The sequence below is a fragment of the Streptomyces tauricus genome, from assembly GCF_014650955.1.
Classification (GTDB): Bacteria; Actinomycetota; Actinomycetes; order Streptomycetales; family Streptomycetaceae; genus Streptomyces; species Streptomyces tauricus.
The window spans coordinates 91,523-104,214 of sequence record NZ_BMVY01000006.1 but is presented as its reverse complement, the minus strand read 5'-3'; the positions used below and the strand labels follow the sequence as shown (position 1 = coordinate 104,214).

Sequence of the window (12,692 nt, the reverse complement as noted above, 5' to 3'; positions counted from 1 at the left end):
CCGACAGAGGTCGTCACTTGACGACTTCTGTTAATTGAGTGGCCGCCGTCGAACCCGCCCCCGTAAATTTCCCGTAAGTCGCGCTCACCGCACCAGCCACTTACATGCGCGGACCGCCGACACCTACCGATCACACGTACCTGGGGGTCCCCGATGCCGTTCACGTCCCTGAGTGCGAGACGTGTCGCCCGCGAGACCCTCTCCGGGCTCCCCCGCGAGTTCTGGTGGCTGTGGACCAGCACGCTCGTCAACCGGCTCGGTGCCTTCGTCGCCACCTTCATGGCCCTGTACCTGACGCTCGACCGCGGCTACTCCGCCTCGTACGCAGGACTCGTCGCCTCGCTCCACGGGCTCGGCGGAGTGATCTCGTCCCTCGGCGCCGGCGTGATGACGGACCGGCTCGGGCGGCGGCCCACCCTCCTCATCGCCCAGACGTCCACCGCAGTCTCCGTCGCGCTGCTCGGCTTCGTGCACGACCCGGTGTCCATCGCGGCCGTCGCCTTCCTTGTCGGCATGGCCAGCAACGCCTCCCGTCCCGCCGTGCAGGCGATGATGGGCGACATCGTCAAGCCCGAGGACCGGGTGCGGGCCTTCTCGCTCAACTACTGGGCGATCAACCTGGGCTTCGCCGTCTCGTCCACGGCGGCCGGGTTCATCGCGGAGGTCAGTTACCTCGCCGGCTTCCTCATCGAGGCCGGGATGACGTTGGCCTGCGCGGTCGTCGTCTTCGTGAAGCTGCCCGAGTCGCGGCCCGCGCCGACCGCCAAGACGGCCGGCGAACCCGAGGTCGGTCTGGGGACGGTTCTGCGCGACGGGCGGTTCATGAGCGTCGTCGGGCTGTCCTTCCTCGTCGCGCTCATCTTCCAGCAGGGTTTCGTGGGGCTGCCGGTGGCGATGGGCGCGGCGGGTTTCACGCCCGCCGACTACGGCCTGGTGATCGCGGTCAACGGCGTCCTCATCGTCGTACTGCAGCTTCCCGTCACCCGTTTCATCCAGCACCGGGACCCGAAGCGGCTCCTCGTCGTGTCGTCCGTCCTCGCCGGGTACGGGTTCGGGCTCACCGCCTTCGCGGGCTCGGTCGGCGTCTTCGCGCTCACGGTCTGCGTCTGGACCCTCGCCGAGATCGTGAACGCGCCCACCCAGACCGGCCTGGTCGTCCGCCTCTCCCCCACCCAGGGCCGCGGCCGGTACCAGGGCATGTACACGATGTCCTGGTCCGTCGCCGCCCTCGTCGCGCCTCTGATGGCCGGCATGATCATCGACCGGTTCGGGGCGGCGTGGCTGTGGGGCGTGTGCGCGGCCGTCGGCACGCTGGCCGGACTGGGGTACGGGCTGCTCATGCGCAAGCTCCCGGACGAGGAGCCCACCACCGACCTCCCCGCGCCCCTGCTCGTGTCCAACACCGGGAAGCCCGACGTCAGCGCCGAGAAGCCCGAGGTCAGCCCCGCGTAACGACCCGGAGCGGCTCGCGGCGGCCCGTACGCCTCAGTGGTGCATCCGCGCCCCCTTCACCACCTTGTCCACCGCGTTGCGCGGGCCGTACACCGCGAGGCCGACCAGGTCGAGGTCCGCGGTCGGTACGGCCCGTACCGCCGCCCGGTTGTCGCGGTCGTTGCCGGTGGCGAACAGGTCCGAGGTGAAGAGCGCGCGGGGCAGGGCGCGGGACAGGGCCTTGCCGTGGGCCGCCGTCAGCGTCTCCTTCGTCCCCTCGAAGACCAGCACCGGCTGGCGGAACATCGACAGGTAGCCGACGCCGTCGGCGTCCTCGTACGGCTCCCCCATGACCTCGGGGACCGCCGGGCCCAGGCCGCTGACCAGGAACGCGGTCACGTTCAGCCGCTGCCACGGCTCCAGGTCCTCGCGCAGCAGGACGGCGATCTTGGTGTCGAAACGGACGGGGGCCGGGGTGTTGTCAGGGGTCTCGCTGCTCACGCTGCTCATGCTTCGAGACTGCCCGGCCGCGTACGCCCCGGTCTTGTACGTTGTTTGCATGGTGGTCCGGCGTGAGGTCTCCGCCTGGCGCCCCAGCGTGCCGGGTGTCGTGGAGGTCTTCCACGCCCACTTCACGGAGTACGCGTATCCGATGCACGTCCATGACGCGTGGACCCTGCTGCTCGTCGACGCGGGCGCGGTGCGCTACGACCTCGACCGGCACGAGCACGGCACCCCGGACGGGACGGTCTCGCTGCTGCCGCCGCACGTTCCCCACAACGGTTCGCCGATCACCGCGGACGGCTTCCGCAAGCGTGTCCTGTACCTGGACCTCAGCCGCCTCGACGAGACGTACATCGGGGCGGCCGTGGACACCCCCGACTTCCTCGATCCGGTGCTGCGCCGGCGGGTCGGGCAGCTGCACACCGCCCTCTCCCACCCCGGTGACGAACTGGAGGCGGAGAGCAGACTGACCCTGATCGGTGAGCGGCTGCGCGGCCATCTGCGGCCCGCGCTCGTGAAGGACGGCGGCCGGGACGGCGACCACCCGCTCGCGCACCGGCTCCGCGAACTGCTCGACGAACGCCTTCTCCAGGGGGTGACCCTCCAGGAGGCCGCGGGGCTGGTGCACGCGCACCCCGCCCATCTGGTGCGGGCGTTCAGCGGCGCCTACGGGATACCTCCGCACCAGTACGTGATGTCACGCCGGGTGGAGCGGGCCCGCCGGCTGCTGCTGGCGGGCCGCGCACCCGGCGAGGTGGCCGCGGAGACCGGCTTCTACGACCAGTCCCATCTGAACCGCCACTTCAAGCGGCTCGTCGGCGTGGCACCGGGCCGTTACCGCGACAGCGCCCGCTGAAGCATCGGTTGCCGACGCACGGGCTGATGCCCCGGCTGAAGCACCGGCTGAAGCACCGGCTGAAGCGCCCGCTAAAGATCCCGCCCCAGCTCGCGCTGCGCGTCGTACAGGTTCCGAGGACGTACCGCGTCCGTCGTCCCGTACAACTCCAGGCGGGAGCGCAGCGGTCCGGTGAAGTCGGGTACGTCGATCTGGTCGAACTCCGTCACCTCGTTGATGCCGACGGTGGCGCTGTACGGGGCCAGGCCGTCGATCCTCATCAGGCCGGCGCGGCCGTTGGTGACGCGGATGTTCCAGTGGGTGAAGCGGGCGCCGAAGAGGGGACCCGCGCTCGCGTCGCCGCCGTGACGGCCGTTGTTGACGACCGTGATGTCGGTGCGGACGTTCGCGAAGGGCATCCCGCGATGCGAGTCGAAGGTACCCATGCGCATGTCGCCGCGCGACCAGACGTTGTACGAGGAGAGACCCTCCACGTTGATGCCGTGGAGCTGGGTGTTCGCGGGGGCGGGGGTCGTGCGTTCCTCGATCGTGAAGCGGTCGACGAGGTTGTCGTGCGACCCCTCCCGGCAGAAGTACGGGTGGTGCGTGCCCCGCCCCGCGACCCGGGTGTTCCTCAGGGTGCAGGCCGAGGCGGCGACGAGCCCGAAGCCGTTGTCCATGTGCCGTACGACGATGTCGTCGGCCCAGCAGTCGTACGCGCACTGGAAGGTGACGCCGTTGTAGCCCTTGTCCAGGAGGTGCGGGGACTGCGGGGTCTCGACGGCCTCCAGGGTGAGGCCCTCCACCCCTGATCCCGTGAGGGCCTTCACATGGGTGGTCAGGCGCGGGTCCCATTCCGGGCGTAGGTCGAGCGGGAGCGGGCGCTCCAGGGTGACCTTTCTGCCCCGCACGCGCGTGATGCGCACGGGCCACTCGTACGGGACATAGCTGGTCAGTTTTGTCTTGTCGTCCCAGACGTATGCCTCCGGGCCGGGGCCGCCGCCCGCCATGTGTTCCAGAAGGGTGTGGTCGGTGTCATCCGCGAGGCGTAGGAGGACGAGGTCGCCGGGGGCGAGGTGGCCCGGGTCCGTGACGGTCACCGTCCAGGAGCCCTGGCGGGCCGGTTCGAGGGTGGTCAGCGTCCGCCACTCGTCCCGTTTGTTGCCCGTCCAGCCCTCGAAGGGCCACTCCTTGGCGCGGATGGCGTCCGTCAGGGTGGTGAAGCGGTCCGTGGGGCAGAGCCAGACCAGGCCGCCCGCCCAGGACCAGGACGACTTGTCGCCGCCGTAACGCGATCCGTAGACACCGATCAGCTCGGTGAGGTTCCGGGTCGCGCGGAGCTTCGTACGGGCGCTGCCCGCGCCGCGCAGGACGACGTTCGAGTACCCGATGTGGATCAGGCCGTCGAGGCGGTAGGTGCCGGGTGGGATGAGTACCGTGCCACCGCCGGCCCTTCCGGCAGCGGCGATGGCACGGTTGATCGCGGGTGCGGAGTCGGCCGAGCCGTCCGCCGTGGCGCCGTGGGCGCGGACGTCGACCACGACGGGCACGACGGACCTACCGGGGCGGCGGGGGAAGTGCGCCGCCCCGGCGCGTTGGCCGGCTCTGCCGACGTACGGGATCTGCGGGTGCGTGTACGGGGTGCGGGTCAGCTCCCGCCAGAGGCCGGGTACCTGCGGCCGGGCTGTCGCGGCGGCCGCGGACGCGCCGGGCGCGGGTGCTGCGGGTGCGCCGGTCGCGGGCGCCGCGGGCGTGCCGCCGGTCGCGGCTGCCACGGGTGCCGCGGATGCGCCGGTCGCCGTGCCCGCCGCCACGGCTGTCGCGATGCCCAGCAGGGCCCGTCTGGTGATGCCCGCGCCACGGTCGCTCATGCCCGAACCGCCTTCCAGGGATGGGGATTCCATGGATGTGAACAAAGTTCAGATGTGCGTTGGCGGTGAGCATGACACGGCACCCGCGGGGCGGGAAAGGGTCGTACGGAGGTTATCTACTGGCAGTTGGTACGGACCGCTGACTCAGTCGGTCGGACGCTGGGTCAGGTGGCTGAACGCGTCCAGGTTGCGCGTGGACTCGCCGCGCGACACCCGCCAGGCGTGCTCCTTGCGGATCGCGGACGCGAAACCGAGCTCCAGGAGGGTGTTGAAACTGCCGTCGGCGGCCTCCAGGACCGACCCGAGCAGCCGGTCGACCTCGTCGGCGGTGACCGCGGCCAGCGGCAGCTTGCCCGCCACATAGATGTCACCGAGCGGGTCGACGGCGTACCCCACTCCGTAGAGCTTGAGGTTGCGTTCCAGGAGCCAGCGGTGCACCCCGCCCTCGTTCTCGTCCGGGTGCCGGATGACGAAGGCGTTCAGCGACAGGGAGTGTCTGCCGACGATCAGCGAGACGGTCGTCGACAGCTTCCGGGTGCCGGGGAGCTTCACCACGAAGTGGCCGGACTCCGGGCTCTCCCACTCCAGTTCGGCGTCCTTGAGGAACTCCTCGACGGTCCCCGTCGCCCGCTCCGCAGCCTTCGTGTCAGCCATGGTGGGAGCGTACGTGACGGCGGTGTTCGTTCATCGCCGCCGTGTAGACGTCGGCCGTGGCCGCCGCCGCCGTGTCCCAGCCGAAGGACTTCGCGTGCCAGGCGGCGGCCGCGCCCATCCGGTCCGGGAGCGCGCGGTTGTCGGCGAAATCGCGCAGCACGCGCGCGTAGTCGACGGGATTGTGCCCGGACACCAGAAAGCCCGTCTCCTTGTGGCGGACCGCGACCGGCAGGCCGCCCACCGCGGCGGCGAGCACCGGCGTACCGGCCGCCTGCGCCTCTATGGCGACGAGCCCGAACGACTCGCTGTAGGAGGGCATCACCAGGACGGACGCGGCCCGGAACCAGTCCGCCAGCTGCTCCTGGCCGACCGGCGGACGGAAGCACACCACGTCGGCGATGCCCAGCCGGGCGGCGAGTTTCTGCAGCCCCTCGGGCTTGGCGAGACCGCTGCCGCTCGGGCCGCCCACAATGGGGACGACGATGTTCGAGCGCAGGTCGGGGCGCTCCTCCAGGAGGACGGCGACCGCGCGCAACAGCACGTCGGGCGCCTTCAGGGGCTGGATGCGGCCCGCGAAGAGCGGTATGAGGGCGTCCTGCGGGAGGCCGAGCCGCGCGCGGGCGGCGGCACGTCCGTCGGCCGGGCGGAAACGGTCGAGGTTCACGCCCGGGTGGACGACCGCGACCTTGCTCTGCTCGGCCTCGTAGTGCCGTACGAGCTCGTCGGCCTCTTCCGAGGTGTTGGCGATGAGGCGGTCGGCGGCGCGGACGATCTGGGTCTCGCCGATGACGCGGGCGGCGGGCTCGGGGGTGTCGTCCTCGGCCAGGGCGGCGTTCTTGACCTTCGCCATGGTGTGCATGGCGTGCACGAGGGGGGCGCCCCAGCGTTCGGCGGCCAGCCAGCCGACCTGTCCGGAGAGCCAGTAGTGCGAGTGGACGAGGTCGTAGTAGCCGGGGCGGTGGCCGGCCCAGGCCTGCATCACCCCGTGCGTGAAGGCGCACAGCTGGGCGGGCAGGTCCTCCTTGGCGAGGCCTTCGTAGGGGCCGGCGTCCACGTGCCGGACCAGGACGCCGGGCGCGAGCTCCACCTTGGGCGGCAGGGCCCCGGTGGTCGCGCGCGTGAAGATCTCGACCTCGATGTTGATCGCGGCGAGGCGCTGGGCCAGTTCCACGATGTAGACGTTCATGCCGCCCGCGTCGCCCGTGCCGGGCTGGTGCAGCGGTGAGGTGTGCACGGAGAGCATCGCCACGCGGCGTGGCCTGCGATGCAGGCGAAGCCTCGTCGAGGCCGCCGGCGAGCGGCGCCCGAGCCTGCTCACGTACTGGCTCACGTGGCGTTCCTCCTTCTACGGACCGTGCTGCGGGCATGCCTGCGGCGGGGCGTGGAGCCCCCGTCAAGTCCTGAACGCCGGAAGACTCTGCTCCATTTCCTCTTTACCGAATCATTGCCGTGGTTCGCTCAACCGTTCGAGGTGGTTCTGCGTGCGGGTGGGTCGGGGGGTGCCTTTTCAGCCCGTCCGGCGTTTGAGGACGAGGCCGGAGGCAGACAGCGGGGCCCCCGGGGGGCGGCAGCCCCCGTGACGCCCGCACCGAGCCGGAGCTCACGCCAACGCGCCGCTTACCCTTGACCCCATGAACGCCCGCGCAGCGAAACCCGTGGGGACGGTGACGCGCGGGACCACCAACCCGAACCGCCTCCGCCGCATGGACCGCTGGATCGCGGCCACCCACGGCGTCGAACTGCGCCGCGCCGCCGACCCCGTGGCGGTCGACCTCGGATACGGCGCGGCCCCCTGGACCGCGGTCGAGCTGCTCCAGCGCCTGCGTACCGCCGCTCCACGCGCGCGCGTGGTCGGCGTCGAGATCGACCCGGCCCGGGTCGCCGCCGCGAAGCCGTACGAACGCGAGGGCCTCCGGTTCCGGCACGGCGGCTTCGAGATCCCCCTGCCCGTGCGGCCGACGCTGATCCGCGCGGCGAACGTCCTGCGGCAGTACGAGGAGGCCGAGGTCGCCGCGGTGTGGGCCCGGCTGTGCGCGCGCCTGGCCCCGGCGGACGCCGGCTCACGCGGCGGGCTCCTCGTCGAGGGCACGTGCGACGAGATCGGCCGCCGGCACGTGTGGATCGCGCTCGGCCCCGAGGGCCCGCGGACCGTCACTTTCGCCACCCGCCTCGGCTCCCTGGACCGCCCGTCCGACCTGGCCGAACGCCTCCCCAAGGCCCTCATCCACCGCAACGTCCCGGGTGAACCGGTGCACGCCTTCCTGCGCGACTTCGACCGCGCGTGGGCATCGGCCGCGCCGTACGCCTCGTACGGCGCCCGGCAGCGATGGATCCGGGCGGTCCGCGATCTGGCGGCCGACTGGCCGGTCGTGGACGGGGTGGCGCGGTGGCGGCAGGGCGAAGTGACCGTGCGGTGGGAGGCGTTGGCGCCGGGCGCGTAGGACCGGCACACCACCCGGCGGCAGACCTTCCCCCCGCACCCGGCAGACCTCCCCCGGGCATCCGACGGACCTGCCTCAGGCACCCGACCGCCTTCTGACGGGCTCGCCACGGTCTCCGGACGGGCCTCGGACAGGCCACCCGACGGCCCTCTGACGTGGCGGGAACGATCTCGATGAGTCATTCGTCACATTGACGGGGAACGCGAAGGAGATCACCGGCGAGTGGGCAGTGAGGGGTGGGGAAGGGGCGGAAGGGAAGCGGGAGTTCTTGCCCGCCTCTGTCGTATTCCGCGCCGCCGTGGCACGATCCCCGAGGCGTTCCTAAGTTACTGACGGTAAATCAGTTGGGGGGTCGGTTCATGGGGACCGGTGTGCGGAGCGTGACCACTACGGCCATGGCCCTGGCCTGCGCGGCAGTCATCCTGGCCGCGCCGGGGGTGGCGTACGCGGCCCCGACGCCGACACCCGCACCCACACCGAACCCGACCCGGACGCCCGTCCCGAGCCCGGCCCCCAGCTCAACACCCGTGAGCACCGCGGACCTTGAAGCGGTCCGCGTGAAGCTGGAGGGGCTGTACCACGACGCGGCGGTCGCCACGGACGCGTACAACCTCGCAGAGGAGCGGACCGAGAAACAGTCCACGCAGATCGTCGGGCTCGCCCGCGAGATCGTCGAGGGCAAGGCCCGGCTGGAGGTGCTGAAGAAGCGCGTGGGCGCCGCCGCCCGCGCCCAGTACCGGATCGGCGGGCTGCCGGACGAGGCCCAGCTGATGCTCAGCGACGACCCGCAGGCCTTCCTCGACGGCGCGGGCCGGATCCGCCAGGGCGCGCAGGCGACCAAGGGCCTGCTCGCCGAGATGCGGCGCACCCAGCAGGATTTGGAGCAGTACGCGCGCGACGCGGCGGCCCAGTGGACGAAGCTCGAAGCCAACCGCGAGGCGAAGGCCAAGGCCAAGAAGAAGATCAAGAAGCAGATCGCCGCCGCCGAGGAGCTCGAGTCCCAGCTGGAGAAGGACGAGAAGGAGCGCCTGGCCAAGCTGGAGCAGGAGGCCGCGCGCAAGGCGCAGACGACCTGGCTGGACTCCGGCATCCTCGGCGAGATCAGCGGCACGGCCTCCGCGCAGGGCAAGAAGGCCGTGAAGTACGCGACCGCACAGATCGGCAAACCGTACGAGTGGGGCGCCGAGGGCCCGAAGACGTTCGACTGCTCCGGACTCACCTCACAGGCGTGGGCCGCCGCCGGACAGACCATCCCCCGCACCTCGCAGGAGCAGTGGAAGCAACTCGACCGCGTCGCCGTCGAGGCCATGCGCCCCGGCGACCTGATCATCTACAACTCCGACGCCAGCCATGTCGCGATGTACGTCGGCGACGGCGCGATGGTCCACGCCCCGCGCCCCGGTCGTACGGTGACGATCGCGGGGGCGGGCTCGATGCCGATACTCGGCGTGGTCCGACCCGGCACGTGAGGCCCGCACGGGGCGCGCGTCCCGCCTGACGCGCCGCCCGCCCGCGGACACGCCGTACGCCACCTCGGTACGCCCGACGAACCGGCCGGGCCGTGGACGCGTACCGCCGTTGCCACCGCCACCGACAGTGGTGGCGCCGGCCCCGCCGCCACCAGCGCCACCGCCGTCGCCGCAGTGACCTGCCACACGTGATCCGCGGCACGTTCGGGGCCGCCGCTAAACCGGTGGGGCGTGATGTACGTCATCCCGTACAAGCGCACATCCTGCCCAATTGCGGTACAGGATGCGGCATATGACGGCGGCCGTTTTCCCCGCGTGTGGGCTGCCGCCATTCCTATGTGACGGCGCCTGACGCTATGGTCCCCGTCGGTGGATCGAGATCCCTTGACCCGCCATGCCCTCGGGGGGAGGGAAGGAACCCAAGACGATGCCCGTACCCGTACCGCGGCAGAGAGCGATCCCCGCCGTGGAAGGTGGACAGGCTCACGCCGCGTCTCCATCCGGCGGACCGGCACAGGCCGCGCCCGCACCCGGCGCCCTGTCCGGCCAGGAGCCGTCCTCGACGAGGCACGGCACCTCCGGCGACGCCTCCCACGGCGAGACCGACGACACCGGCCACAACGGTCACGGCGGCAGCACCGGCGGCGGTCACCACGGCAGTGCCCACCACGGCACCTCCGCCAACGGCACCGCCCCGCTGACGCTGCTCGTGATCGAGGACGATCCGGCCGGCGCGCTGACCGTGCCCGAACTGCGGGACGCGGCCGGCAAGCAGATCCGGGTCCGTACCGCCCGCAACCTCACCGAGGCCGAGCGGCTGCTCACCGACGACGTCCAGTGCATCCTGCTCGACCTCGCGCTGCGGACGCCCGGCCCCGCCACCACGTCCGAGGGGACGTCGGCGCAGATGGGGCCGGACCCGGAGCCGGACGACGAGCTGGCCACGCTCAGGCACGTGCTGCGGCTCGCGCCCCGGCACGCGGTCCTCGCGCTCACCCCGGCCGAGGACACCGAGCGCGGCGCGGAAGCCGTACGCGTCGGCGCCCAGGACTATCTCTTCCGTGACGAGCTGGACAGCCGGCTGCTGAGCCGCGCGGTCCGCTACGCGGTGGAGCGCAAACGTTCCGACCGGGCCGAGCGACGGCTGACCGAGTCCAAGCTGCGTGCGCAGGAGAACGCGCGGCTTGAGCGCGGTCTGCTGCCCACCCCGCTCCTGGAGGGCTCCTCGCTGCGGTTCGCCGCGCGCTACCGGCCCGGCCGCTCGCGCGCGCTGCTCGGCGGCGACTTCTACGACACGGTCCGCACCCCCGACGGCACCGTCCACGCCATGATCGGCGATGTCTGCGGTCATGGCCCCGACGAGGCCGCGCTCGGTGTGGAGCTGCGGATCGCCTGGCGCGCGCTGACCCTGGCGGGCCTGTGCGGCGACCGGCTGCTGTCGACGCTCCAGCAGGTCCTGGAGCACGAGCGCGACAGCGACGAGATCTTCGCGACGCTCTGCACGGTGGACATCGCGCCGGACGGCCGCCGCGCGGGTCTGTGCCTGGCGGGCCATCCCGCTCCGCTGGTCTCGCGTCCGGCCCGCTCCCGTGCCCTGGTGGGCGCGGACGGGACCGACGGGATCGGCGGGATCGGGGGCGTGCAGGCGCCTCCCGTCGCCGAGCTGCTGCCGTACGAGAACGGCGGCCCGGCGCTCGGTCTGCTGCCGAACGCCCGGTGGCCGCGCCAGCAGGTGGAGCTGGGCGGCGAGTGGAGCCTGATGCTCTACACGGACGGCCTGATCGAGGGCCGCACCGGCGAGGGCAGGGAGCGGCTCGGCCAGGACGGGATGGTGGACATGGTCCGCCGCCAGCTGGCACAGGGGCTGCGGGGCGAGGAACTGCTGCGGGCCGCCGTGAACGAGGTGCGGGACCTCAACGGTGGGGAGCTCACGGACGACGTGGCGGTACTGCTGCTGGATCGCGTGCCGTAAGCGCGGGGTCCGCCTGCGCCTACGCCTCCGTTTCCGCCTCCGCCCGGGCCGGCGTCGGCGACTGCGCCGGAAGCTGTGCTTGCTCGGCGCGGTCGGCTGGTGCTCGGAGCCTCCGGGCTCGCGAGGGCTGCCGGGGGAACGTGCGCCGACGTGAGGGCTGGTTGCGCAGTTCCCCGCGCCCCTGAGAGGGCGGGCCCTGCTTTCGAACGTGCGCGCCGTGAGGGCTGGGCGCGCAGTTCCCCGCGCCCCCACAGTACGAGGCGGACCCTGCTCTCAGGGGCGCGGACGCGGGGAACTGCGCGGGCCCCTGACAAGGCGGGCCCTGCTTTTAGGGGCGCGGGGAACTGCGCGGGCGACCTCCACCGACCCGCACGTCACTCCGGAGCCCCCCGTACAGCCGCCGTGTGTACACCGGCCCCGGGGCCGGGATCAGCGGCCGCCGTTGTACGGGCCGTACGGGCCGTCGCTGCTGCTGCCGCCCCGGCGGCCGCCCCGCCCGCCGCCCGAGACCTGCTGGAGAGCGGGCCGGACGTCCACGAAGAAGACGATCGTGGCGACGAGGAACGCGATCTGCAGGAAGAGCATCGGCACCAGCAGGTTCACGGCCACCGCGAGACCGAGAAGGATCAGCCAGAACATCTTGGTCTGCTTGTTCGCGGCGCGGTAGGCGTCGTCGCGGGCCAGTCCTGCCATGACCAGCGCCACCACCGCGAGCACCAGCATGGCGGTGTAGAGCAGCCACATGAGGCCACCGAATGCCGTCAGGAGCACTTTGCCCACCACCCGTGTCGAGTCCGTCGTCCCTACGCGGTCACCGTACCCGCAGAACGGGCCGGGAACTCCGATAGTGCCCGGAGTGCCCGACCCGTTCCCGTCGTGTGCGCGGCCCGCGTCCTACTTGGCGGGCGGCGTCGACTTCTTGGCCGTGGTGGTGGTCTTGCGGGCGGCCGGGGCCTTCTTCGCCGGAGCCTTCTTCGCGGCGGCGGGCTCGGTCTTGGCCTCGGCGGGCGTCACGATCGTGCCCTCGGCGGGCTCGGGGTTCGGCTCGACGGCGATGGCGAGCTCCTCGATCTCCTCGGCCGCCTCGCCGCGCCAGGTCTTCACGGTCTGCTCGCCGTGCTCGGCGACCTTCTCGTAGGTCTCGCGCGCCTTCACGGCGTACTCGGCGGCGACGCCGACGCTGCGCAGGGCGAAGTCCTGAGCCGTCTCACCGATCTTCTTCAGGTCGGTGTCCAGGGTGCTGATGAAGCCGTTCACCTTGGTCTGAAGGGTCTCCTGCGCCTCCTTGGCGCGGGCGGTGGCCTTCTCCTGGACGGCGTTCGGGTCGATGCCCCGTACGGCGTCGATACGGGCCGGCGCCTCGGCGCGCAGCTGCTCGACGATGCCCGGCACCTTCTTGGCCTGCTGGATGGCCAGATCGGCCGTACCGGCGGCGAAGTAGAGGGGGGTCGGGTCGCTGAGGGTCTTGCGCAGGTCGTCGGTGATGGCCATGGTGATGGTCCTCCCGGAATCGCT

Annotated in this window: 11 protein-coding genes; 5 read left to right on the top strand and 6 right to left on the bottom strand. The window is 71.8% G+C overall.

All coding sequences use genetic code 11. The features are described from left to right. Positions 1 to 153: 153 nt before the first annotated feature. The gene (locus tag IE278_RS12615; RefSeq protein ID WP_189771712.1) at positions 154 to 1,452 is read left to right on the top strand and encodes an MDR family MFS transporter; all 1,299 of its coding nucleotides are present in this window, start codon (positions 154 to 156) and stop codon (positions 1,450 to 1,452) included. A gap of 33 nt (positions 1,453 to 1,485) precedes the next feature. On the opposite strand, the gene IE278_RS12610 is transcribed toward IE278_RS12615, so the two are convergent. Next, on the bottom strand, positions 1,486 to 1,941 hold the full coding sequence (locus tag IE278_RS12610; RefSeq protein WP_246570280.1) for a DUF2000 domain-containing protein: 456 nt from the start codon (positions 1,939 to 1,941) through the stop codon (positions 1,486 to 1,488). Between the two features lie 49 nt (positions 1,942 to 1,990). Between IE278_RS12610 and IE278_RS12605 the strand changes: the two genes are divergently transcribed. Continuing rightward, positions 1,991 to 2,791: a helix-turn-helix transcriptional regulator gene (locus IE278_RS12605; RefSeq protein ID WP_189771708.1), complete on the top strand. Its 801-nt coding sequence runs from the start codon at positions 1,991 to 1,993 to the stop codon at positions 2,789 to 2,791. Between the two features lie 71 nt (positions 2,792 to 2,862). Here the strand turns inward: IE278_RS12605 and IE278_RS12600 are convergent, their stop codons facing one another. From IE278_RS12600 to mshA, 3 genes are all read right to left on the bottom strand, one after another. Continuing rightward, the gene (locus tag IE278_RS12600) at positions 2,863 to 4,674 is read right to left on the bottom strand and encodes a glycosyl hydrolase family 28-related protein (RefSeq protein WP_246570279.1); all 1,812 of its coding nucleotides are present in this window, start codon (positions 4,672 to 4,674) and stop codon (positions 2,863 to 2,865) included. A gap of 111 nt (positions 4,675 to 4,785) precedes the next feature. Further along, positions 4,786 to 5,295: a type III secretion system chaperone family protein gene (locus tag IE278_RS12595; RefSeq protein WP_189771706.1), complete on the bottom strand. Its 510-nt coding sequence runs from the start codon at positions 5,293 to 5,295 to the stop codon at positions 4,786 to 4,788. Continuing rightward, positions 5,288 to 6,625, bottom strand: a complete 1,338-nt coding sequence (gene mshA / locus IE278_RS12590; RefSeq protein WP_189771703.1) for a D-inositol-3-phosphate glycosyltransferase — start codon at positions 6,623 to 6,625, stop codon at positions 5,288 to 5,290. Before mshA ends, IE278_RS12595 begins: the two co-directional genes overlap by 8 nt. A 301-nt stretch (positions 6,626 to 6,926) precedes the next feature. On the opposite strand from mshA, the gene IE278_RS12585 reads away from it, so the two are divergent. From IE278_RS12585 to IE278_RS12575, 3 genes are all read left to right on the top strand, one after another. Further along, positions 6,927 to 7,736 (top strand): class I SAM-dependent methyltransferase, encoded by an 810-nt coding sequence (locus tag IE278_RS12585; RefSeq protein ID WP_189771701.1) that lies wholly within the window; start codon positions 6,927 to 6,929, stop codon positions 7,734 to 7,736. A gap of 359 nt (positions 7,737 to 8,095) precedes the next feature. Next, on the top strand, positions 8,096 to 9,205 hold the full coding sequence (locus IE278_RS12580; RefSeq protein ID WP_189771699.1) for a C40 family peptidase: 1,110 nt from the start codon (positions 8,096 to 8,098) through the stop codon (positions 9,203 to 9,205). Between the two features lie 427 nt (positions 9,206 to 9,632). After that, positions 9,633 to 11,177, top strand: coding sequence for a PP2C family protein-serine/threonine phosphatase (locus IE278_RS12575; protein ID WP_189771697.1), 1,545 nt, complete (start codon positions 9,633 to 9,635; stop codon positions 11,175 to 11,177). Positions 11,178 to 11,606: 429 nt separating this feature from the next. Here IE278_RS12575 and IE278_RS12570 read toward each other — a convergent pair whose 3' ends face one another. Beyond that, positions 11,607 to 11,948, bottom strand: a complete 342-nt coding sequence (locus IE278_RS12570; RefSeq protein ID WP_189771695.1) for a DUF2516 family protein — start codon at positions 11,946 to 11,948, stop codon at positions 11,607 to 11,609. A 123-nt stretch (positions 11,949 to 12,071) separates the two neighbouring features. Further along, positions 12,072 to 12,668 carry a hypothetical protein gene (locus IE278_RS12565; protein ID WP_189771693.1) on the bottom strand — a complete coding sequence of 199 codons (597 nt, stop codon included), beginning with the start codon at positions 12,666 to 12,668 and terminating at the stop codon, positions 12,072 to 12,074. Between the last annotated feature and the right edge of the window lie 24 nt (positions 12,669 to 12,692).

Coding starts and splice junctions, on each gene's coding strand:
- IE278_RS12615 (WP_189771712.1), top strand. CDS start 154: ATGCCGTTCACGTCCCTGAGTGCGAGACGTGTCGCCCGCGAGACCCTC.
- IE278_RS12610 (WP_246570280.1), bottom strand. CDS start 1,941: ATGAGCAGCGTGAGCAGCGAGACCCCTGACAACACCCCGGCCCCCGTC.
- IE278_RS12605 (WP_189771708.1), top strand. CDS start 1,991: ATGGTGGTCCGGCGTGAGGTCTCCGCCTGGCGCCCCAGCGTGCCGGGT.
- IE278_RS12600 (WP_246570279.1), bottom strand. CDS start 4,674: ATGGAATCCCCATCCCTGGAAGGCGGTTCGGGCATGAGCGACCGTGGC.
- IE278_RS12595 (WP_189771706.1), bottom strand. CDS start 5,295: ATGGCTGACACGAAGGCTGCGGAGCGGGCGACGGGGACCGTCGAGGAG.
- IE278_RS12585 (WP_189771701.1), top strand. CDS start 6,927: ATGAACGCCCGCGCAGCGAAACCCGTGGGGACGGTGACGCGCGGGACC.
- IE278_RS12580 (WP_189771699.1), top strand. CDS start 8,096: ATGGGGACCGGTGTGCGGAGCGTGACCACTACGGCCATGGCCCTGGCC.
- IE278_RS12575 (WP_189771697.1), top strand. CDS start 9,633: ATGCCCGTACCCGTACCGCGGCAGAGAGCGATCCCCGCCGTGGAAGGT.
- IE278_RS12565 (WP_189771693.1), bottom strand. CDS start 12,668: ATGGCCATCACCGACGACCTGCGCAAGACCCTCAGCGACCCGACCCCC.